Origin of the sequence: Novosphingobium lentum NBRC 107847 (assembly GCF_001590965.1) — a bacterium.
GTDB classification, from domain to species: Bacteria; Pseudomonadota; Alphaproteobacteria; order Sphingomonadales; family Sphingomonadaceae; genus Novosphingobium; species Novosphingobium lentum.
The window spans coordinates 22443-43914 of sequence record NZ_BCTW01000017.1 but is presented as its reverse complement, the minus strand read 5'-3'; the positions used below and the strand labels follow the sequence as shown (position 1 = coordinate 43914).

Below are 21472 nucleotides of genomic sequence, written 5' to 3'. Positions count from 1 at the left end.
CACGAATTCCGGTACGATCGGGACTCGCCATGGGGGATACCGCGATGACGCCAGGAACCAACCAGCCCGAGCCAGCCGGCATTCCCGGCCTTGCGCAGTTCGAACTTCCCACTGCGCTGGTAAAGTCTGCGGTCCAGGCCTGCCGCACGGTCAACACCGCGCTCGACGGCGTGTTCTATGATGTGCCGGGGCTGCGCGCCGATTTCGCCGGGCTGGACAAGGCGATGGCGGCGGCGGGCGAGAAGCTGCCGTCGCGGATCATCGATTTCGATGCGCTGGCCGATCCCGAAGGCTCGCTGCTGCTGATCGATGCCGCGACCGCGCCGTATGTGCACAAGTACATCAGCGTCGAAGCCTACCTGACCTCACCCTACCCGGAGACGCGCGCGGTGGATGTCGCGACGATCACCGGCGTCGGCAGTTCGGCGCTGGGCAGCGCGGCGCTGGCGTGGGCGGTGTCCAAGGCCTTGCGCAAGCCGGTGCTGGCAATCGTGCCGGGCTATGGCGTGGCCGACGTCGTCCAGCAGGCGCTGGGCGGGTGGTTCGGGTTTGGCCTGCACGACTGGCTGGGCACCAAGACCGTGGTCCAGAACGCGCTGGCCAACGCCGCGCCCAAGGCCGCTGCGGTCGGGCGGCAACTGCCGGCTTCGGTGCCCGATGCCCCCACCTTGCACGGCGCGCCGGTGTTCCGCAGCGGCTCGGGATCGTCCGACGTGTTGCACGCGCTGATGCAGGACCGCGCCCGGCCGTTCGGAATGCTGGTCGGGCACAGCAAGGGCGCGCTGCAGATCGGCAATGCGCTGCGCTCGCTCGATGCGGGCCAGACGCATGGGGTGAAGGTGGTCACGCTGGGCTGCCCGATCGCGGCGGATGCGCCGGGCGCGAAATACTACCAGTATCTCGGGCTGTTCGATGCGCTGGGCCAGCTCAATATGTGGGGGCACAAGCCCGATTCGTGGGTGCCGACATGGCACACCACAAACCCCTCGCTGCCGCCCGAGATGGACGTCGCCGCGATCCTGCGTGAGGTGGCCTGAATTTTCTGATGGAGGCGGCACCGGCCCGCTCGGGTTAGCGGGCCGGTGCCGTATCCGACGTCAGTCGGCAAAAACCCTCACACCAGCCCGGCGGTCTGCGCCAGCAGCCACAGGCCGATCAGCAGGAACAGCGTCGCGGCCACGATGCGCACCACGTTCAGCGACACGTGCTTGAGCAGTTCGTGGCCCAGGAACACCGCGGGCACATTGGCCAGCATCATGCCAATGGTGGTGCCCATGGTGACGTGCACCACATCGTGAAAGCGTGCGCCCAGCGCCACCGTGGCGATCTGGGTCTTGTCGCCCATCTCGACCAGGAAGAACGCCACCACCGTGGTCACGAACGCGCCGAAGCGGGCGGGCTTGTCCTCCAGATCGTCGATCTTGTCGGGGATCAGCGTCCAGATCGCCATGGCGATGAACGAGGCGGCGACCGCATAGCGGAACCAGTGCCCGTCGAGGAACGAGGCGACTTCCGATCCCAGCAGCGCGGCGAGGAAATGGTTGGCGATCGTCGCAAAGAAGATGCCCGCCACGATCGGCCAGGGCTTGCGGAACCGCGTGGCCAGCAGGATCGCCAGCAGCTGCGTCTTGTCGCCAATTTCGGCGAGGGCGACCACGGCGGTCGATGTGAGCAGGGCTTCCAAGATATGTCTCCGGGGTCGGGCGGCTCGGCAATTCCAACGGACATCACACCCGCCGCCCGACCCGGACGGAGGTGAGATGCCATTGGTCTCGCCCGAACGCCTTGGCGTTCCCCGCGCACCACGATCGCTAGATCGAGCATGTTGACGCACGGGCCCGTTCGCGATGAACGGCTGGCTACTCCCCAGATGACATCGGCCTGTTGGGCCGGCAAAGCGGTTTCGTCAACCTGTTGAGTTAGCGCTGGCGAACACGACCGGCGCATCGCCCGCCTGCCACGGATCGAGCCGCACCATCGCGCCCTCGAACAGTGCCGAGCCGAGGTGACGCGCCAGCCAGCGCTGCACGCCGGGCAATGGCTGGGCCGCGAACCACGCCGTGTCGATCGCCGCGAACTGGCGCACGAACGGCAGGATCGCCATGTCCGCCAGCCCGCGCGCGGTGCCGCACAGGTTGTCCGCCCGCGCCAGCCGGGGTTCCAACTCATGGAGCAGCGCCACGCATGCCGCGCGGTGCGGGGCGGGATCACCGTCGTGGCGGTCGGGGTACTTGGCGCGGTCGAGGTGGTGCTTGAACGGGCCGTCGTTGGCGGCGATCAGCGCGGGGTCGTCGCGATCGAGCCAGCCTTCGGGATCGGCGCGCGCCAGACTCCAGCGCATGATGTCGAGGCTTTGGTCGATGACGCTGCCGTCGGGCAGCACCATGACCGGGACCGTCGCCTTGGCGGATGCGGCGAGCAATTCCGGCGGTTTGCGCGCCAGCCGGACTTCGCGGATGTCGCACGCCGTGCCGCTGGCCAGCAGCGCCAGCCGCGCGCGCATCGCGTAAGGGCAGCGCCGGAAGCTGTAGAGGACCGGCCTAGCCGTGGGGGTCATCGCCTGCCTCACCGGTCGCCGCCGCGCCCGCCGCCCCAACATGCGTCGTCCCGCGCTGCGCGGCGAGCCGTTCCTGCTTGTGCCGCTCGCGATAGCCCTGGCGCTGCGCGTCGCTGCGTTCGGCGTGGCAAGCGGGGCAGCTCACCCCGTCCTCGAACAGCGGCGAGGCGCGGTCGGCGGCGCGCACCGGGCGGCGGCAGGCGTGGCACAGGCCGTAACTGCCCGGCGCAAGGCCGTGGCGCACGGTCACGCGCTGGTCGAACACGAAGCATTCGCCCTGCCACAGGCTCTCGTCCTCGGGCACGGTCTCAAGGTATTTGAGGATCCCCCCGCGCAAGTGATAGACTTCGTCCAGCCCTTCGGCCTTGAGGAACGCGGTCGATTTCTCGCAGCGGATGCCGCCGGTGCAGAACATCGCCACGCGCGGCGGCGTTCCTTCGCCCAACAGCGCGGCGCGCCGGGCGCGGAACCACGCGGGAAAGTCGCGGAACGTGGCGATGTCGGGATCGACCGCACCGGCAAACGTGCCGACCGCGACTTCGTAGTCGTTCCGGGTATCGATCACGATCGTCGCGGGATCGGCGATCAGCGCGTTCCAGTCCTCGGGCGCGACATAGTGGCCGACGTCGGTCAGCGGATCGATCGCGGGCTGGCCCATCGTCACGATCTCGCGCTTGATCCGCACTTTCATGCGGTGGAACGGCATCTCCGCCGCGCCCGACAGCTTGACCTCCAGCCCGGCGCAACCGGGCAGCGCGCGGAGGTGGTCGATCACGTGCGTAATCGCGTCGGGCGATCCGGCGACGGTGCCGTTGATCCCCTCGGGCGCGAGCAGGATGGTGCCCCTGATCCCAAGGTGCTCGCACAGCGCGGCCAGCGGATCGCGCAAGCCCCGGCAATCGGCAAACGGCACGAAGTGGTACAGCGCGGCGACGCGGATCGGGAGGTTGGGATCGGTCACGTCTGGTTAGTCCGGCTATGGCGCACCCAGCCAAAGCCGGGCGGTACGAAGGGGTTTCGCCGCCCGATAGCACCGTGCTCCGCTGTGGCGATAGCGCAGGTTGCGCTCAGACGAGCGTTGCTGCTGCCGCCAACAGGCCGTCTGCCAGAATCCGGGCGAATTTCGCCACTCCCGCGTCGTCCGCCAGCAGGTCCTGCCGCACCTCGATCTCGACGTAAGGCAGGCCGGCGCGATAGGCGTGGCGGGGCACGGTGTAGTCGGTCGCGTCCATCCGGTAGGGCTCGTTGTCGGCCACGCACACGTCGGGCACCTGCTTAAGGTGGCGCAGCAAGCCCAGCGCCAGCCGCGTGTCGCCTTCATCGTGCAGGACGCCGATGTGCCAGGGTCGGAAAAACCCGTTCATCACCGGGGTGAAGCTGTGCAGCGCGATCAGCGACGGCGTCTGGCCACCTGCGCTGCGGCCAGCGATCGTGTCGGCGATGGCCTGGTGATAGGGCTCGAAGATCTCCGTCATCCGCTGTTCGCGGGCCATGGCGGAAAGCCCGACATTGCCGGGAATCGGCGTGTCGTCGCTGACCGGCGCGATCAGGTCGACCGCATCGGGCCAGCGGTTGCAATCAACCACCAGCCGCGAATAGCGCTGTTCGACGAACGGGGCGTCAAGCACCGCAGACAATGCGCGGCCCAGCGACGAGACCCCGATGTCGATGGCGATGTGGCGCTGCAGTTCCGCCGCCGCCAGCCCGAGCGAACCCAGCGCCGAAGGGACGGCGTGGCCCGCATGATCGCCGATCAGGAGGAACGAAGCGCCGCCAGCGGGGTTTGTGACGATAGCGGGCGGCAGGTCGCCGGCTGCAAGCAGGTGCGGGCCTTGGTCGGCGGTCATGGATTGCGGAACTTCGATGCCACTGCTCAACCTCTCGCACGTCACGACCTATACCTACACCCAGCCGGCCAGCTTTGGCGAACATCGGTTGATGGTGCGGCCGCGCGAAAGCTATGACCAGCACTTGCTCGAAGGATCGCTGACGATCGATCCCGCGCCCACGGAAGTGCGCTGGCTGCAGGACGTGTTCGGCAATTCGGTGGCGATCGCCACGTTCGGCCGCCGCGCCAAGCGCCTTTCCATTGACAGCCGCATCCGGCTCGATCACCGGCCGGGCGATCCGCAGTCGGTGCACATCGAGGATTACGCGCGCCGTTATCCGTTCACGTATTCGTCGGAGGAAATGCCCGACTTGCTGCGCTCGATCGAGCGCCAGCACCTCGATCCGCAGCGCCGGATCGACAGCTGGGCGCGCCGCTTCGTCAACCCCAGCGGGCCGACCGACACGCTGGCGATGCTGTCGGACATGACCGAGGCGATCCGCCGCCAGTTCACTTATGTGCCGCGCCACGCCAAGGGCACGCAGACGCCGATCGAGACGCTGGAACTGATGCGCGGCACCTGCCGCGACTATGCGATGTTCATGATCGAGGCGGTTCGCGCGCTGGGCTTCGCGTCGCGGTTCGTGTCGGGCTACGTCTATAACCCCAACGCGCGCACCGCGCGGCTGGGCGGGGGCAACACCCATGCGTGGGTGCGCGTGTACCTGCCCGGCTCCGGCTGGATCGAATTCGACCCGACCAACGGCATCGTCGGCAACAACGGCCTGATCCGCGTCGCGGTCACGCGCGACATTTACCAGGCGGTGCCGATTTCGGGCACCTGGGCCGGTTTTCCGGGCAGCTTTGTCGGCATGGACGTGTCGGTCGGCATCGCCGTCGAGCCCGCCGACGCATCCGTCACCTCGTCCGCCCCCGCTCCATTCCAATCGTCTCCATCCCAATCGCCCCCATTTCCATCGCCCCCATTTCCATCGCCCCCACTTCCATCGCCGAGGTAATCAAGATGCTGATCCGAGCCGGCTACGACATCCGATTTAAGTGCGACGTCCCCACGCCGATGATGGCGATGCTCAGCATCCATCCGTCGCGCAACAAGGACCTGACCACGGCGCAGCGCATCGTCGCCACGCCCGAGGTGCCGATCTACGACTACCTCGACGATTACGGCAACATCTGCACGCGCGTGACCGTGCCCGCGGGCGGCCTGACGCTGTCGTGCGACTTCACCATCGAGGACAGCGGTCTGCCCGACCCGACCGAGCCCGACGCGATCCAGCATGCGGTGGAGGACTTGCCCGACGATGTGCTGATCTACCTGCTGGGCAGCCGTTATTGCGAGACCGACCGCCTGCTGGGCGTGGCCTGGTCGCTGTTCGGCACGATTGAACCCGGCTGGGCGCGCGCGCAGGCGATCGTGGCGTTCACCCACAACCACATCGAGTTCGGCTATAGCTATGCCCGCCCCAGCAAGACCGCGTGGGATGCCTATCAGGAACGGCAGGGCGTGTGCCGCGACTTTGCCCACCTGGCGATCACGCTGTGCCGCTGCATGAACATTCCGGCGCGCTATTGCACCGGCTACCTCGGCGACATCGGCGTGCCACCCGATACCGCGCCGATGGACTTTTCGGCGTGGTTCGAGGTCTATCTCGGCGGCGCGTGGCGCACGTTCGATGCGCGGCACAACGCCCCCCGGATCGGCCGCATCCTGATGGCGCGCGGGCGCGATGCGACGGATACCGCGCTGACCACGTCGTTCGGCCGGTCAACGCTGGCCAGTTTCGAGGTGCGCACCGACGAGATTGCCGACTGATCGGTGCTGGCACGCGGGGCAAGGCGTCAGATCGACACCAGCAACGCGTCCACGCGATCGAAATGGGCGTCCCACGTGGGCGGCGTGAACGTGGCGGCCGCGGCGGCGGCGCGGGCGCGTTCGGGCCCTTCGATGGCAAAGGCGTTTATCGCGCGGCTCCACGCCGGGCCGTCGAGCGGATCGAGCAGCACCGGGATGTCGTCCGCAATCTCGCGGAACACCGGCAGGTCGCTGGCGATCACCGGGGTGCCGTGCTGCAGCGCCTCGATCACCGGAATGCCGAACCCTTCGGCGAACGACGGCATCAGCACCGCGCGAGCGCCTGCGATCAGCGCATGCATCTCTGCGTCCCCGCACTGGCCCAACTCGCGCACGTTGCCGCTCAGCAGCGCCGATCGATCGAGCAGCGCCAGCGCTTCGTGCGCTTCCCAGCCGCGCTGACCGACCAGCACCAGCTCGGGTATGGCGGCCTCGCCGCGCCGCGCCATCGCCTGCCACAGGCGCAGCAGCAGCGCGTGGTTCTTGCGGCCCTCGATCGTGCCGATGCACAGGAAATAAGGGCGGGGTTGCGTGGCGGCGACCACCGGCGAGGCCAGCGGCTCTGCGCCCAGCCAGGCGACGGTCGATGCCGGTACGGCCAGACCCTGAGCCGCCGCGAATGCGCCGAGATCGTCAAGCGTCGCTGCCGAATTGGCGATCACCCCACGCGCCGACAGCAGCAGGTTGCGCATCCGCGCCGTGTGGCGATCGGCTTCGCCCGCGCGGCAGAATTCGGGATGGGTCAGCGGGATCAGGTCATGCACCAGGTACACCGGCTTCAACCCGCGCGCCGCCAGCCAGCCGGGCAAGCCCGGCGCATCGAGCCCGGTATGGCCGACATTGAGGTAGATGAGGCCGCGCGTGTCTGCCGCGCCCGACCGGTCCAGCGCAGCGTGAGCCAGCGCGCGCGCGATCGCTGGGCGCATCCCCTCGCGGCCACCTTTCAGCACCGCGAACAGCCGTTCCGATGCGGCCGCCGACAGGATGAAGCGCCGCTCCCGGCGCTGGACCACCGCGCGCGATCGGCCGGCGTAGCGGTCGAGGTAGGCGATGCACGCGCGGTCGATCCCCGTAGGCAGGCGCCCCGACCAGTTGCGCCAGATCAGCCGGCTGACGTCGAACAGGATATCGCGCCGGTCCGTTACGGGGCCGGCCATTGCGGGATCAGGCATCGCGGGTTCGGCCATCTGATGTCGCTCCTTGCCCGAAAGCCGGAACGAACCACGCTCCTGACGTTGAATTCACCTGTCGCTCGCCGCAGACGAAAACGTCTTAGAATGTTCGGCGGCCGCTGGTAAAGGAGGGAGCGGGCGTTGTACCCGTTGGTCCAGTTCGCGATTGCGAACCGGTCCCGTTGAACGAAGAGACGACCGTTTGTTGAAACAGCGCATCATTCTCGCGATCTTCTTGGCCTCGCTTGCGGCCAACGCCGTGGGTGTACTGGCCGATCCGGGCTGGCTGTGCCTGCCGGCGGCGCTGCTGGGCTGGTACGTGGCCGATCTGATGTCGGGACTGGTCCATATGTACATGGACTATCGCCCGTGCCCGCCGGGCAAGCAGCTGAACGACATGTTCTTCTATGCCGGATCGCGCGAATCCGCGGAATACCTGGCGCTGGCGCGTGATCGCCTGGCGCGGATCAACGCGTTCGAGCGGCTGGTCTACGATTTCAAGAACCACCATCCGCGCCCCGATGCGCTGGGGCGCCGGTCGCTGTGGCGGCTGATCGGATCGACCGTGATCGTGGCGACGCTGCCGCTGTCGCTGCTGCTGCTGGCCGCGCAACTGGTGTGGAGCGTGCCGGGCTGGGTCGTGGCGGGCGTGCTCGCGCTGTTGACCGGTGGGGCTTTCGCCCAGTTTTTCCACGGATCGCTGCATCGCGCCCACAACCCGTGGATCGTCGAGATGCTGCGCGGTGCGCGGTTGCTGATGACCCCTGCGGCGCACCAGCTGCATCACGACACGCTGCAGCGCGATTTTGCGACCAACTGCGGCTGGTCCAACCCTCTCATCAACCGCCTGTTCGCCGCATTGCGCGCGCGCGGCTATTTGGGCGATGCGGGCCTGGAACCCAGTTCCTGAACCACGGGCGGCGCCAGTTGCCTGGTATCGACCGGGCCCGATTCCACCAGCAGCCGGTTCACGCTGTTGCGCACGAGTATTTTGAGCGCAGATTCGCTCGCCAGACCGCCGCGCACCAGGCATTTGGCGTGCAGCGCGCGCTTGAACGCGTCGTAAAGTTCGGCCGAAGGGTGTTCGGCGCCCTTCCAGAAGGTGTCGAGCCCGTTCTGGTGGGTCACGCCGGGAATGTCGTAGACAGCGTCACCCAGCACCACCACCGGCTTGCCCGCTTCGAGCGCGAGCGTGCCCGATGTGCTGTTGACACAGACCATGCCCACGGTTTCGGCGCACAGTTCGTCAAGATCGCCGCCATCGATATGCAGCACGCGATCGGCAATGCCCAGCCGCCGCGCCCGCGCAACGAGAAAGCGCCGCCAGTTGCGGAACCCGCTGTCGAGCGGATGTTCCTTGACCAGCAGCACATGGTCGGTCGGCGCGAACCGGGCAAAGCTTTCCAGCACATAGTCGATCGCGACGGCCATGGTGCCGAACGGCGAATGCGCGCGGATCTGGTAGTCGCCGGTCAGCTGCAGCGGGAACAGGAAGAACTTGCGCCCCGCCAGCGCGGCCAGCGTTTCCATCGTCTGGCGGCGGCGGCGCGGGCGGCGCAGGAACTTGAAGCTCCAGCCGATCCCGTCGAGCATGATCGAGCCCGGCCGATGCGAGGTGTAGAACGGAAAATTCAGCTTGCCGGTGACGACGTGGTGATAGTGCCAGTATGAATCGCGCGCGCGGCGACGGAAATCGGCGGTAATCGGCGGCAGTGCGGGCACTTGCGGCAACCAGCGCGCAGCGGCCAGCAGCATTTCGGGTTCGCGGCGCATCGGCGAATGGCCGTTCACCCCGTCCCGCTCCAGCGTCATCCAGTCGGGCCGGATATAGCCTTCCTCGAACACATGGATATGCACGCCACGCAATTGCGCCATGCGCAATGCGGTCTGATGCATCGGCCGGCAATCGCCGAACAGCACCAGGTCGGTGATCTGCCGGGCGCGGACGAAACGGTCGAAGAACATCGGCCAGTTGGCACTGCGCCCGCGATAGTTGAGCCCGCCCTTGGGCCAGTCGTACACGTCTCCGCCCGACAGGTTGATGCGGTGAATGCCCGCTCCGCGTTCGGCCAGGCCGCGCGCCAACTCGGGAAAGAACGGGCCCGGCGGGCCTTGCAGGAACAGGAATTCGCGTTTGCGGACGGCGGGGATCATGGTGCGCCCTTTTGCGAGTTCCGGCTTGGCAGCAAGCGCCGCACGAACAGGTTGAGCTGCCCTTGCAGTTCGCGCAGGCGAATCAGCGGGGACGTGACGCGCGCTTGGCCCGCCGCCATCCGTTCCACCACTATTTCCGGCGGGCAGGGCAGACGGGTCACGGGATCGACGTAGCGGGGGTAAAGGATCAGCGTGGCGGCCACCAGTTCATCCAACGTCCGCCGCCGTCCGCGCCGGTCCGGAACCACGCCGACATCGCGCGTCAGCCCCCAGCCGGCGTAGAACGGGACGCCATGCGTGGTGACGTGCTTGCCCCTGAGCAATGCCTCGAATCCGGCGAGCGACGTGATCACGTGCACCGCGTCCACGCTGTCGATGAGCTGCGAAATCGGCGCAGTACGCTCGATCTCATTGGCATGAAGCAACACATCATCGTCGGGTATGGATCCTTTGCGGTGACCTGCTTCAACGTCCGGATGAGGTTTGTATAGGACCCAAGCGTCAGGTTCCAGAACGCGGACGCGCCTTATTAGGTCCATATTAGTGCAACCTTGCCCGCCGCATTCGATCGAGCGGTCATCCTCGACTTGCCCGGTCACGAGCACGCGGCGCTGGGGATTCGATCCGGGCAGGCCGGATGCCGGCGGGCGCTGCGCAGCTTGCAGATCGGGCGGAGCGACCGCGTACTTGCTGATTCCGGTCTCGACCATCCGCTGCTGCAGCGCGCGGGCACGCGCCGCCAACTGCGGCGAAATGTCTGCCGTGGCGAGGATCGTCTCGAGATCGCTCGGCTGGCGAGGATCGAAATAGACGCCCGAGACATCGACGATCGCCGAAAGCGGCGGCACGCAATTGGCGCCCAGGCCGGTGGACCGGATGAAACCGTCCTCGATCTCGCCCACGGTGACGCCTTGCGTTTCAAGTTGCCGCAGTACCGCTGGCGGCGTGCGTGATTTCCACGCCAGCACGCGCGCGCCGCCGGCCAACCCGGCGGGCAGGCGCGATGCGTGGCGCGACGCGCCCGATCCGTCCCACAGCAGGGGATCGAGCGTGGTGCGCTTCCATCCGGCGACGCCGAAGATTGCCGCACTTTCGCGGTTCGCATCGATCAGCGTGCGCCATTGCGCCAGCAGGGCGATGGCCGATTCGACGGACGTTGCCTCGCCGGTAAACGGATCGAGCCAACGATTTTCTCCGCCGAGTTCGGCGGCCAAGGCATCAAGCAGGTCGGCTTCGCTGTCCGCCACGCGCGCGAAGCGACCGCTGCCGAACGTACGCACCCGGCAACCCGCGATGACCGCGACCAGCGCCAGATCGTTATCGGCATCGACCCAGATCTCACCGGCTTGTGCGGCAAGATGCCACGGATCGCAGGGCCCTGCGATGGCGGGCAGGGGAGAAACGTCCATGTCTCGTCCGGCGCGCAGCACGATCGCTTGATCGTCGCGCCCGGTGCCGTGCGCGCGCATGCGCATCTCGTATTTCTGAGCGGAATCCGATGGGGCCAGCAGGAGTGTGCGACCGGTGGGCAGCGCCGGTCGCGCGGCCCAGAACGATCCCCCCACCTCGGCGCGGCGCAGCAATTCGCAAACTTGCCGCGCTTTCGGACGCAGCACTTGTTCCGGCATCAGCGTGCGACCGCTTGCCAGACCTGCCGCGCGACGGCCCGGAAAAGGCGGGATCCGCAGGAAGGATTCAGGCAAGCTGCACTTCCTTCGGTGCCGAGCAACGGTTGTCATCCAACCCGCCCGATTTGACGCGGCGCAACATGATCAATCCATGCGCCAGGCATCGTTTTCTCGCAAGTGCGAATTGGATTGGGAAGACGTCCCGGCGTGGGCAATGCCGCTCTTGCGCAACAGTAAAAGGACCCTTTTGGTCAGTGCCGCGCATTGATGACTTGCGGTCGGACTTGCCGACAAGTGCTTGCGTTGACGTTTGCAGTGGGCAAGGACGCGCCCAATGCATCCGCACACGTCTCCGCGCCGCATACCGGCATCGACAATTGCCCGAAATTTGTACGCGGGCCCGGTGTCGGCGCTTTGCGGCGCCAAGATGCTGAGACTCGAGGCCGGAATGGCTTGCCTTCGCGCCCCTGCGGGTGAAGCGTGAGCCTGCAAGGTCCGTTTCCCCGCATTGCCGTCGATCTGATGCCGATGCACCCGGGCGGGCTGAACGGCGGCATCAAGCCCCTGACGCTAAAGCTGCTTTCCGGGCTGGCAGAGCGCGGCTGGCAACTGTCCTGTCTTTGCAATGCCTTGGCTATCGATGAACTTCGGGCATTCCTGCCGGACTCGATTTCGCTTTATTCGCCAGAGGCAGGGCTTCTGATCGAGCAACACTACGCACAAATCGTGGCACGTACCGGTCAGTTCGATCTCCATTTCTTTCCGATGCAGCATGTGTCGTTCGTCGAGCCTGGTTGCGCGACGGTCAGCTCCATCATGGACGTTCAGTATGCCGATCGTCCGGAGAACTTCACTGCGACACAGCGGGCCGAGCGCGCGAGGTCATTCAGGACGTGTGTCGATTATTCCGACCGCATCGTGGCCATATCCGGTTTCACGCGAAGCCGGATCGCCGACTTGTCGGATTACCCTTTCGAGCAAATCGACGTCATCCCCATCGCACCTCCCGCGATGTCCCGGCATAGTGTGGAGGACATCAACCTTGAGCTTTCCCGGCGTGGTCTGGAAGCCGGTCGTTACTTCATCTACCCTGCGAACTTCTGGAGTCACAAGTTCCACCGTCAGTTGCTGGAGGGTTTTCGCCTGTACCGGGAACGGGCCGGAACCGGTCTGAAGCTGGTGCTGACGGGAGACCATGAATCGGCACTCGGCCGCCAGATCGCGATGCTGGCGCGTGACATCGGCGACGTTGTGCTGACCGGGTATGTATCCCCGCAACATGTGGAGATGCTGCTCGGTTCTGCGCGCGCCATGCTGTTTCCCAGCGATTACGAGGGCTTCGGCATGCCTGTGATCGAGGCGATGATGCTGGAAACGCCGGTCGCCTGCGCGTGGACGTCCAGTCTTCCCGAGGTGGCGGGCAAGGCCGCATTGCTGTTCGACAACGCCGACCCCGGCAGGATAGCCGGTGCCATCGCCAGGATTTCGGACGATGGTGTTCTCAGGGCTGCACTCGTCGCCCGCGGGCTGGAGCGCGTCGAACAGATCGGCGGGCATGATGCGATGGTCGACCGATACGCCGACGTTTTTGTCACGGCCATGGCCACGCACCGAAAGACCTCGATCCGGCCGAACGGCGTTTACGCCGATGGATGGGCGGGTCGGGAAGCCACTTTCACTGTTCCACCTGACCGCGAACCTCAGGCGATCGACATCGGATTTTCGCTGCCGGACCAATACCCCCGTCCTTCCCTGCGCATCACCGCCAGCGTGAACGGTCAGTTCGACAAGCAGGTCAAGATATGGCGTGGCGGACGCTATCGGTTGGGCCACCGGTTCGGGCCCGAGGGTGGCACGCTGTCGCTGGCTGCAAGCGGCTCGATCCGACCTTGTGAATGGTTCGATTCCAGCGATAGCCGTGAGGTGTCGGTCAGGATCCATTCCGCGACGTTGCAGGGCGGTTCAGTCAGTCGCGACCTGTTGCGCAATGGCGCTTGGCGGAGCAACGTCGCGCAGGCGTGCGATGCAGTTGTCGCGATCACGGACTACGCCACCGCGCCTGATGCCGGGAACGTTGCCGCGATATGGGCCATGGCGATTCCCGCCGGTGAAGCGCGGTCCGTGAAGCTCAATGCCCGGGAGGAAGGCGCAGCGACCGTGCTCGACATCGTTCCGATTTCCGTGGTGCAGGGTCCCGTGGTTGCCGATACGGAGTTGCTTCGGATCGATCTGACGAGCAGTCGCACCGCCGCTCGGGTGCTGGCGCCGGGTAGCGGCCTTTGCCTGATCGACCTGCAATCGACGGCGATATCGCGCCCGCACCATATCCCGCCCAAACAGTCGGCTCCCGGCTTTTCCGTGGTGATTCCCTCGTTCAACCAGGGGCGTTTCATAGAACGGACGCTGAACAGCGTGTTGATGCAGCGCCATGTTCACGATGTCGCTGTCTTCGATGGCGGCAGCAGCGATGACACCGTCGACATTTTGCGCAGCTTTGGCGATGCGCTGAAATTCAGCAGCGCGCCGGACAATGGTCAGTCCGAAGCCGTCAACAAGGGGATAGCTGCGAGCGGCGGGGATATCATCGCTTGGATCAATTCGGACGACACCTACGAGCCAGCGGCGTTTGAACATGTCGCCAACATTTTTGCCAGCCATCCGGACATCGACGTGGTGTACGGCGAGGGTTGCCATATCGACGAATTTGACGCCGTGATCGAACGATACCCGACGGAGGACTTTGATCTTGAAAGGCTTTTCGGGAAGTGCTTTTTATGCCAGCCGGCCACCTTCTTCCGTCGCCGGGTTGTCGAACGACTCGGCGCGCTGAGGGAGTCACTACGATACGCGATGGATTACGAATTATGGCTTCGGTTGGGCGTGGCAGGAGTACGCTTCCACAGATGCGAAGAGTTCCTGGCCAATTCAAGGTACTACGCGGAGACGAAGACGCTGGGCTCCAGACCGCAAGTCTATTTCGAGACAGTCGACATGCTCCACCAGTGCTTCGATCGCGCGGACGGCCTCTGGCAGGAGCATTTCGCAAATGTCGTGACCAAGCATCTTGCCCAGATTTCAGGAAGTCAGGCCGATTTGGCATTTCCGCGCATCCGGAGGCTGGCCGACGGATTCTGGCAACGAGGAACCTTCGCAACGGAAGGGGCCGCAGGCGCGGCCCACCGCCCGAAAGCCACATTGGACTGAAAATCGTGGTGGACCCCCGGGGTTGGGGCACCTAAAGGCTCGGCCCTGACGATCTGCAGCCATGGATCTGGAAGAATTGATAGCACGGCCGAACCAGGCAACCGCGACGCTTGCCATTCCGGGAATCCTGGCAAGTGGTTAATTCTGGGTGCAGTCGAGTGGTGGCAGGGGCTTGGCTGTAGTCGTGTCCCTGAACGTTGGGCTGCAACAGAGCGGGAGGGCATCCTCCAGGTTTGGCGCGATATGGAGATTGCATGCAGCGAAACTGGGAAATTTTCGGGTGGCGAATTTCGCCCCTCTTCATTGTTACGGTGCTGATTCCCACCGCCATTGCGTTCCTCTATTTCGGCGTCTTCGCGTCGGATATTTACATTTCAGAATCGAAGTTCGTGGTGCGTAGTCCCGACAAACCGTCTGTCGGCGGCGTCGGCATCCTGCTCAAGACGGCTGGATTTTCGAACGCCAACGATGAACTCTACGCCGCGCACGAGTATATTCGTTCGCGCGACGCGCTGCGTGCGATCGATGACAAAAGCCGGTTTCGTGGATCCTATTCCATGCCGAACATTTCGGCGTTCGACCGTTTCGGCGGCCTCGGGGTATCGTCGACGTTTGAAGATCTGTACAAATATTTCCGCGGGAAAGTGTCGGTAAACTACGACGCGACCTCCTCGGTCACCACGTTGTCGGTCCGGGCCTACAATCCAAAAGATTCGCAGTATTTCAACGAGCGCCTTCTGGAAATGGCCGAGCAGACGGTTAACCGCATGAACACGCGCGGTCGGGCCGATGTGATCAACAACTCCCAGGTCGAAGTCGACAATGCCAAGATCGCCGCGCGCAACGCCGCCGCCGCGCTGGCCCGCTATCGCAATCGCAGCGGTGTGGTCGATCCGGAAAAGCAGGCCGGGTTTCAGCTGCAGATGGTCTCCAAGCTGCAGGACGAACTGATCGCCAACCGCACCCAGGTTGCCGAACTGCGCAACTATGCGCCGGACAATCCCCAGATTCCGGCGCTTCGCGCGCGCATCGCAAGCCTTGAGGAACAGATCGACACCGAACTTGGCAAGGTCACGGGCAGCCGTCGATCACTGGCCGGTGAGATCGAGGTCTATCAGGGACTGATGCTGGAAAGCCAGTATTCGGACAAGCGTCTGGCTGCTGCCATGGCGTCGCTGCAGGAGGCCGAGAGCGAGGCCAGGCGCAAGCAGGCCTACGTTGAAAGGATTGTCCAGCCTAACCGCCCCGACAGCCCGCTGGAGCCGCGGCGCTGGGCCGGAATCCTGGCAACTTTCGTCATTGGCATGGTGGCGTGGGGCATCCTAAGCTTGTTGCTTGCGGGCGTGCGCGAGCACCAACTCTGAGTCTTGTGGCCATGAAACAGGCAACCAAGGAACTGATGACTTCGCTGACCATTCAGCGTCGGGTGATCTATGCTTTGTTCATGCGCGAAGTGATGACCCGGTTCGGGCGGCACAACATCGGATTTCTGTGGCTTTTCGTAGAGCCGATGATCTTCACGCTGGGCATCACCGCGTTGTGGACGGCGATGAAATCGATCCACGGTTCGAACCTGCCCATCACGCCGTTTGCACTGACCGGCTATTCGAGCGTGTTGCTGTGGCGCAACATGCCCGTGCGGACGATCGGGGCGATCCCGCCAAATCTGTCGCTGATGTTTCATCGCAATGTGCGCGTTATGGACATCTATATCGCCCGATTGCTGCTGGAAGTGGCAGGCGCGACGATGTCGTTCATCCTGCTGTCGATCCTGTTCATATCGATCGGCATGGTCGATCCTCCCGAAGACATCCTGAAGGTGGCATGGGGGTGGTTCATGCTGGCCTATTGCGGGATGTCGATGGCGCTGATGATCGGCACGCTGTCCGAACAATCCGAACTGGTCGACAAGATCTGGCACCCGCTGGCGTACCTGATCTTTCCGATTTCGGGGGCGGGGTTCATCGTTGAAGCCCTGCCCGTGGAAGCGCAGAAATACGTGCTGTATATCCCGATGGTCCACGGCGTCGAATATCTGCGTGAGGGGTATTTCGGGTCCAGATTCCACGCAATCCATGACTTGTCGTACATGGCTCTGGTCTCAACCGGGATGCTGCTGTTCGGGCTCGTCCAGATGCGGGTCGTTGCCCGCGAGGTGGTGCCGGAATGAACGTGGCGGTGTTGAACAGCACGGCGGCGACAGCGGCTGCGAACGCTCAGGTGGACCCGCGCCGGATCGTGATGCGCAACGTCAGCAAGGAATACCCCACTCAGCACGGCAACGCGACGATCTTCGAGGACGTGAACCTGGAAATCGGATACGGGGAACGCGTCGGCATCCTAGGCCGCAACGGCGCGGGCAAATCGACCATGATCCGCCTTATCAGCGGAAACGAATTGCCGACAAGAGGATCGGTCACCCGCAGCATGACCGTGTCCTGGCCACTCGCCCTCGGTGGCGGCTTCCAGGGATCGCTTACCGGCATCGACAACATCCGCTTCATCAGCCGCATCTACGGGCTCGATCCCAACGAAAAGATCGCCTTCGTCGAGGATTTTTCCGAACTGGGATCGTACCTTCGCGAGCCGGTGAAGAACTATTCCAACGGCATGCGCGCGCGGCTGGCCTTCGCCATATCCATGGTGGTGGACTTCGAATGCTTCCTCATCGATGAAGTGATCGCGGTGGGCGATCAGCGCTTCCGCGACAAATGCACGGAAGAACTGTTCGAAAAACGCGGCGATCGGGCGATGATCATCATTTCGCACGATCCCGAATTCGTTCGGAGCTTTTGCCAGCGCGCCGTCGTCATCCACGATCGCAAGGTGCACCACTTCGATACAACCGAAGGGGCGTATCATTTCTATCACGAGCATATCGCGTGACGTCGATGAGCCCTGTGGCGCTCCAGCCGTGCCACAATGCAGGGCAAGGCTACCCGACGAGCAGGGCGCAGGCGATCCCGCCAGCGCCGTCGCGCGAGCTTCTGGTCGATATGTCCGTCATTGCCCAGTTCGACGCGGGCACGGGAATCCAGCGGGCCGCCCGGGCGATCCTGTCGGAACTGTCGCGACTACGGATCGATGATATGGTCGTCCGCCCGGTCGCCGCCTCCGCAGCGACGGACTATCGCTATCTTCCCGACGGTTTTTTCCAGCGCGCGACCAGGGAATTCGACCTTGGCGCGTTCGAGCGCGTGAAGGGCAGCGAAGGCGACGTGTTTCTCGGGCTCGACCTTGCTTCGGCGATAATGCCACGGCACGAGGCGCAACTGGCGCAATGGCGCGCAAGCGGCGTGTCGATCCACGTGCTGGTGCCCGATATGTTGCCCTTGCTCCACGGCAAGTGGTTCCGCCGCCCGGCGCGGCGCCATTTCCGGCGCTGGATCCAGTTGTTGGAACGGCAGGCCGATCAGGTGATCTGCCACTCCATGGAAGTGGCGCGGTCCTTTGAGAACTGGAACCAGCGCCGGTGGCGGTTGGGTGGCACAAGGATCTTGCCGACCGCGATAATCCCGCTGTCGGGCGACGTGTCCGCTTCGCAGCCAAGTCGCGGCATCCCGGCGGATGCGGACCGGATCATGGCGTGGATCGGTCGGCGGACGACGGTGTTGATGGTGGGCACGGTCGAACCTCGCAAGGGATACGACCAGGCGCTGGCCGCGTTCGAACGGCTGTGGTGGGAATTTGGTGATGCGGCACCCGCGCTGCTCGTCGTGGGCCGCCCGGGGTGGAAGACCAAATCGCTGCAGCGCCGGATGCGGCAGCGTGCGTCGCTCGAAGGGCCGTTTCTGTGGCTGGACGATGTCAGCGACGAGTTCCTCGAGATGATTTACTCAAAGGTCCATGGCCTGCTTTTTGCCAGCCGTGGCGAGGGATACGGGTTGCCGGTGGTCGAGGCGCAGGCCTATGGCCTGCCGGTTCTGATGCGCGACTTGCCGGTACTGCGCGCCAATGTCGTGCCCGATGTATCCACTTTCGCCAGCGACCGCCCGAGAGATCTGGCGCAGGCGATCGTCGCCTGGCTGGAACGCGACACGGCAGTCGAGTATGCCAACGCCAAGCCACTTCTGCGGACCTGGCGGGATGTGGCGACCGATCTGGTTTCCGCGCTGGGCCTGTCACTGGCCAGCGATGATGCAATTGCCTCTTTGCCCTGATATACGCGCGATGTTATCGATTGATCTTGCCAAACGGACTTGATGCATGACCAGATTCACTGCCGAATTGCAGATGCCTGTAGAACGGGCCAAGTCCCTTGCGGAACTTTGTGCTTATGAACATTCCGATTTCGTGCGGTGCGCTTATCTGACTGTTCTGGGGCGCAAGCCCGACCCCGAAGGCATGGAATTCTATCTCGAACGACTGCGGCGTGGTGTCTCCAAGCTGACCATTCTGCGGCAACTGCGCTTCTCGGCGGAAGCCGCGCAACATGATCCCGGTATCGCCGGGTTCGATCGTGCCCTGAAGAAGCACAAGCAGGGCAACCTGCCTGTCGTGGGGCCGGCGATCCGGATGTTGACCAAGGCCGAGCCCGACGGTCGGCGAGCGCGGGCAGATCGGGCGTTGCTGCGGCAGATGGCCCGGGTCGAAGCCCGGTTGCTGGCCATACACATCGATTGCGTGGACCGGCTGGAGAATATCCAGTCCGACCTTCTCGACGTCGGTGCCGGTGGCGCCGGCACCCGCCGTGCACGGCGCGAATACGGCCTGTCTCGCGCCGGGGGTGGTGCATCGGGGCTGTCGTGGGGTAGCGGCGGCTAGCGATTCCAGTCTTTTGCAGGGTTTTCGCTTGCCGGTCGACGCAAGCGCGCGAACTGAGCCGGAAGCGATCATCGTGGCACAGGACGTGGACCGTTTCACATGAAGACAGCGATCATAACAGGCATTGCGGGTCAGGACGGAGCCTACCTCGCGCAATTGCTGCTCGGTAAGGGCTATCGCGTTCACGGGACTTATCGGCCCACAAGTCCTGCCGATTTCTGGAGGCTGGGCGAACTGGGTATACGCGCGCATCCTGACCTGCATCTTGTCGAACACGACGTGACCGACCTGACGTCCACGATCCGTCTGGTCGAGCACGTCGAGCCCACCGAAATCTACAATCTGGCTGCGCAAAGCTTTGTCGGACTGTCGTTCGAACAGCCCAACGCAACGGCCGAAGTCACCGGGCTGGGCGCGCTCAATCTCCTCGAGGCGATCAGGTCAGCCAACCCGCGAATCCGCTTTTACCAGGCTGGGACGTCGGAAATGTTCGGTAACGTCGAGACCGTGCCGCAAGACGAGATGACTCCGTTCTGGCCGCGTAGCCCCTATGCCGTTTCGAAACTTTTCGCGCACTGGATGACGGTGAACTACCGTGAAACCCACGGGATATTCGCCAGCTGCGGCATCCTGTTCAATCATGAAAGTCCGCTGAGGGGGCGCGATTTCGTGGTTCGCAAGATTACCGACAGTGTCGCCCGGATACGTCTTGGCACGCTGGATTCGTTCGAGTTGGGCAACATTTCGGTCCGCCGGGATTGGGGGTTCGCACGGGATTACGTCGATGGCATGTGGCGGATGCTCAACATCGACCAGCCCGATACGTTCGTACTGGCCACCAACCGTACCAAGACGGTTCGCGAGGTTGTAGAGATGGCGTTCGCCGCCGCTGACATCGACGTGGATTTTCGAGGCACGGCGGAGAATGAAATCGCCGTCGAACGCAAGTCCGGCCGGACGGTCATGCGGATCGATCCGCGGTTCTATCGCCCGTCCGAAACCGATCACGTGGTCGGCAATCCGGCGAAAGCGTGGCGGATTCTGGGTTGGCAGGCCAGTTGCACAATGGAGGAGTTGTGCAAAATGATGGTTGAGGCCGATCTGCGGCGCAGCGGTGCGACGGTGGTTTCCTGAATGCGCGTAGCGTTGGCCGTCGATGCACTCGGTCCCGAACTCACCGGGGTCGGTCGCTATTGCTGGGAACTGACCAGCCGCCTGCCCCACTTTTCGGGCGTTGAATCCATGTCGTTCTGGAGGGGTTTCGATGCCGTTCCGGATCCGGCTTGCCTGTTGCAACCGGCGTCTTCCAGCGGTCGACGCAAATTCGGCTGGCGGCGAAGGGCCAAGCGCGTTGCAGTGCGGCTGGGGCTTCGAAGCCGCACGGCCGACTGGCCGAAAATGGCCGGTATCGACGTATTCCACGGGCCGAATTTCATGCTGCCGCCGTGGGTCGAACGCGGTGTGATGACGATCCACGACCTGTCGGTGTTCCGATACCCCGAGACGCACCCGCCCGCCCGCATCGCTGCGTACGAGCGCGAATTCCAGAGTTCATTGGGGCGATGCACGCACATCATTACGCCGACGCAGACCGTCTGTGATGAGGTCATGGCCTTCACGGGGATGGGTGCGCACATGGTCAGCGCCGTCCATATGGGCGTAGGGGGGCATTTCGAACCGTGGCCCGCCGCAAGGCGCAACCCGGTTCTGACTCGGCTGGGATTGCCCGCCACCGGCTACGGCCTGACGATATCGGCACTCGAGCCGCGCAAAAGGATCGATCGATTGCTCGAGGCCTGGCGTGGGCTCGATCCTGCGCTGCGTCGGACTGTGCCGCTGGTGATCGCCGGTGCGAGCGGATGGAACAACGACGGCTTGCGCGGTGCGATCGCATCGGCCGCCAGCGAAGGGTGGGTTATACCGTTGGGCTACGTGGCCGAGGGTGATCTGCCGGCGATCTATAGCGGCGCAACCCTGTTCATCTATCCGTCGCTCTACGAAGGTTTCGGCCTGCCGCCGATCGAAGCCATGGCAAGCGGCGTTCCGACGATCGTGGCGAACACGTCCTGCCTTCCGGAAGTTACGGGAGGTGCTGCAATGCTGGTCGATCCGGACGACCGGGCGGGTTTCACAACGGCGCTGGAGCGGGGCATGCTCGATGAAGCCTGGCGTAGCGGCGCCATTTTGCGCGGGTTGGCGGTGGCTTCGGCCTACAGTTGGGAAGAGTGTGTCGAAAAGACCCTGGAGGTCTATCGCCGCAGCGTCGCCTGAGGCTGCGTTTTCGGGCGACGA

At 64.4% G+C, this 21472-nt stretch carries 19 protein-coding genes; 12 read left to right on the top strand and 7 right to left on the bottom strand.

Annotated features, from left to right (window positions below; translation table 11 throughout):
- Positions 1-44: 44 nt before the first annotated feature.
- Positions 45-1037: a hypothetical protein gene (locus NL2_RS15100; RefSeq protein WP_157083195.1), complete on the top strand. Its 993-nt coding sequence runs from the start codon at positions 45-47 to the stop codon at positions 1035-1037.
- Positions 1038-1114: 77 nt separating this feature from the next.
- On the opposite strand, the gene NL2_RS15095 is transcribed toward NL2_RS15100, so the two are convergent.
- From NL2_RS15095 to NL2_RS15080, 4 genes are all read right to left on the bottom strand, one after another.
- Positions 1115-1684 carry a TMEM165/GDT1 family protein gene (locus NL2_RS15095; protein ID WP_068076519.1) on the bottom strand — a complete coding sequence of 190 codons (570 nt, stop codon included), beginning with the start codon at positions 1682-1684 and terminating at the stop codon, positions 1115-1117.
- Between the two features lie 222 nt (positions 1685-1906).
- On the bottom strand, positions 1907-2557 hold the full coding sequence (locus NL2_RS15090; protein WP_068076518.1) for a glutathione S-transferase: 651 nt from the start codon (positions 2555-2557) through the stop codon (positions 1907-1909).
- A complete protein-coding gene (gene trhO / locus NL2_RS15085; protein WP_068076517.1) occupies positions 2541-3518 on the bottom strand; it encodes an oxygen-dependent tRNA uridine(34) hydroxylase TrhO in 978 nt (325 codons plus the stop codon). Before trhO ends, NL2_RS15090 begins: the two co-directional genes overlap by 17 nt.
- A gap of 106 nt (positions 3519-3624) precedes the next feature.
- On the bottom strand, positions 3625-4404 hold the full coding sequence (locus tag NL2_RS15080) for an N-formylglutamate amidohydrolase (RefSeq protein ID WP_068076516.1): 780 nt from the start codon (positions 4402-4404) through the stop codon (positions 3625-3627).
- A gap of 16 nt (positions 4405-4420) precedes the next feature.
- Here NL2_RS15080 and NL2_RS15075 point away from each other — a divergent pair, with 16 nt between their 5' ends.
- Together NL2_RS15075 and NL2_RS15070 are read left to right on the top strand one after the other, a co-directional pair.
- Positions 4421-5404 (top strand): transglutaminase family protein, encoded by a 984-nt coding sequence (locus NL2_RS15075; protein ID WP_084356122.1) that lies wholly within the window; start codon positions 4421-4423, stop codon positions 5402-5404.
- Positions 5405-5409: 5 nt separating this feature from the next.
- On the top strand, positions 5410-6219 hold the full coding sequence (locus NL2_RS15070) for a transglutaminase-like domain-containing protein (RefSeq protein ID WP_068076515.1): 810 nt from the start codon (positions 5410-5412) through the stop codon (positions 6217-6219).
- Positions 6220-6245: 26 nt separating this feature from the next.
- Here the strand turns inward: NL2_RS15070 and NL2_RS15065 are convergent, their stop codons facing one another.
- The gene (locus tag NL2_RS15065) at positions 6246-7445 is read right to left on the bottom strand and encodes a glycosyltransferase family 4 protein (protein WP_245647712.1); all 1200 of its coding nucleotides are present in this window, start codon (positions 7443-7445) and stop codon (positions 6246-6248) included.
- A gap of 190 nt (positions 7446-7635) precedes the next feature.
- Between NL2_RS15065 and NL2_RS15060 the strand changes: the two genes are divergently transcribed.
- Entirely contained in the window at positions 7636-8340 is a 705-nt protein-coding gene (locus tag NL2_RS15060) for a fatty acid desaturase CarF family protein (RefSeq protein WP_068076579.1), read from the top strand.
- On the opposite strand, the gene NL2_RS15055 is transcribed toward NL2_RS15060, so the two are convergent.
- Both NL2_RS15055 and NL2_RS15050 read right to left on the bottom strand, forming a co-directional pair.
- Entirely contained in the window at positions 8304-9584 is a 1281-nt protein-coding gene (locus NL2_RS15055) for a capsule polysaccharide biogenesis protein (RefSeq protein ID WP_068076514.1), read from the bottom strand. The two genes, NL2_RS15060 and NL2_RS15055, sit on opposite strands and share 37 nt — an antisense overlap.
- On the bottom strand, positions 9581-11287 hold the full coding sequence (locus NL2_RS15050) for a capsular polysaccharide export protein, LipB/KpsS family (RefSeq protein WP_245647711.1): 1707 nt from the start codon (positions 11285-11287) through the stop codon (positions 9581-9583). The genes NL2_RS15055 and NL2_RS15050 overlap by 4 nt, the downstream gene beginning before the upstream one ends.
- Before the next feature lie 405 nt (positions 11288-11692).
- Here NL2_RS15050 and NL2_RS15045 point away from each other — a divergent pair, with 405 nt between their 5' ends.
- The 8 genes from NL2_RS15045 (at position 11693) to NL2_RS15010 (ending at position 21451) form a co-directional block, all read left to right on the top strand.
- The gene (locus NL2_RS15045) at positions 11693-14416 is read left to right on the top strand and encodes a glycosyltransferase (RefSeq protein WP_068076512.1); all 2724 of its coding nucleotides are present in this window, start codon (positions 11693-11695) and stop codon (positions 14414-14416) included.
- A gap of 254 nt (positions 14417-14670) precedes the next feature.
- The gene (locus NL2_RS15040; RefSeq protein WP_068076511.1) at positions 14671-15780 is read left to right on the top strand and encodes a KpsE/RkpR family capsule polysaccharide export protein; all 1110 of its coding nucleotides are present in this window, start codon (positions 14671-14673) and stop codon (positions 15778-15780) included.
- Between the two features lie 11 nt (positions 15781-15791).
- Complete coding sequence (locus NL2_RS15035; protein ID WP_218006116.1) at positions 15792-16586, top strand: ABC transporter permease; 795 nt, start codon at positions 15792-15794, stop codon at positions 16584-16586.
- Positions 16587-16636: 50 nt separating this feature from the next.
- Positions 16637-17302, top strand: coding sequence for an ABC transporter ATP-binding protein (locus NL2_RS15030; protein WP_369405463.1), 666 nt, complete (start codon positions 16637-16639; stop codon positions 17300-17302).
- Between the two features lie 5 nt (positions 17303-17307).
- Positions 17308-18576 (top strand): glycosyltransferase, encoded by a 1269-nt coding sequence (locus tag NL2_RS15025; RefSeq protein WP_068076510.1) that lies wholly within the window; start codon positions 17308-17310, stop codon positions 18574-18576.
- 46 nt (positions 18577-18622) lie between these two features.
- Positions 18623-19180, top strand: a complete 558-nt coding sequence (locus NL2_RS15020) for a DUF4214 domain-containing protein (protein ID WP_068076509.1) — start codon at positions 18623-18625, stop codon at positions 19178-19180.
- 99 nt (positions 19181-19279) lie between these two features.
- Positions 19280-20314, top strand: coding sequence for a GDP-mannose 4,6-dehydratase (gene gmd, locus NL2_RS15015; protein WP_068076508.1), 1035 nt, complete (start codon positions 19280-19282; stop codon positions 20312-20314).
- 12 nt (positions 20315-20326) lie between these two features.
- Positions 20327-21451, top strand: a complete 1125-nt coding sequence (locus tag NL2_RS15010) for a glycosyltransferase family 4 protein (RefSeq protein ID WP_245647710.1) — start codon at positions 20327-20329, stop codon at positions 21449-21451.
- Positions 21452-21472 lie beyond the last annotated feature (21 nt).

Coding starts and splice junctions, on each gene's coding strand:
- NL2_RS15040 (WP_068076511.1), top strand. CDS start 14,671: ATGCAGCGAAACTGGGAAATTTTCGGGTGGCGAATTTCGCCCCTCTTC.
- NL2_RS15065 (WP_245647712.1), bottom strand. CDS start 7,445: ATGGCCGAACCCGCGATGCCTGATCCCGCAATGGCCGGCCCCGTAACG.
- gmd (WP_068076508.1), top strand. CDS start 19,280: ATGAAGACAGCGATCATAACAGGCATTGCGGGTCAGGACGGAGCCTAC.
- NL2_RS15070 (WP_068076515.1), top strand. CDS start 5,410: ATGCTGATCCGAGCCGGCTACGACATCCGATTTAAGTGCGACGTCCCC.
- NL2_RS15020 (WP_068076509.1), top strand. CDS start 18,623: ATGACCAGATTCACTGCCGAATTGCAGATGCCTGTAGAACGGGCCAAG.
- NL2_RS15080 (WP_068076516.1), bottom strand. CDS start 4,404: ATGACCGCCGACCAAGGCCCGCACCTGCTTGCAGCCGGCGACCTGCCG.
- NL2_RS15075 (WP_084356122.1), top strand. CDS start 4,421: ATGCCACTGCTCAACCTCTCGCACGTCACGACCTATACCTACACCCAG.
- NL2_RS15035 (WP_218006116.1), top strand. CDS start 15,792: ATGAAACAGGCAACCAAGGAACTGATGACTTCGCTGACCATTCAGCGT.
- NL2_RS15090 (WP_068076518.1), bottom strand. CDS start 2,557: ATGACCCCCACGGCTAGGCCGGTCCTCTACAGCTTCCGGCGCTGCCCT.
- NL2_RS15100 (WP_157083195.1), top strand. CDS start 45: ATGACGCCAGGAACCAACCAGCCCGAGCCAGCCGGCATTCCCGGCCTT.
- NL2_RS15055 (WP_068076514.1), bottom strand. CDS start 9,584: ATGATCCCCGCCGTCCGCAAACGCGAATTCCTGTTCCTGCAAGGCCCG.
- NL2_RS15025 (WP_068076510.1), top strand. CDS start 17,308: ATGAGCCCTGTGGCGCTCCAGCCGTGCCACAATGCAGGGCAAGGCTAC.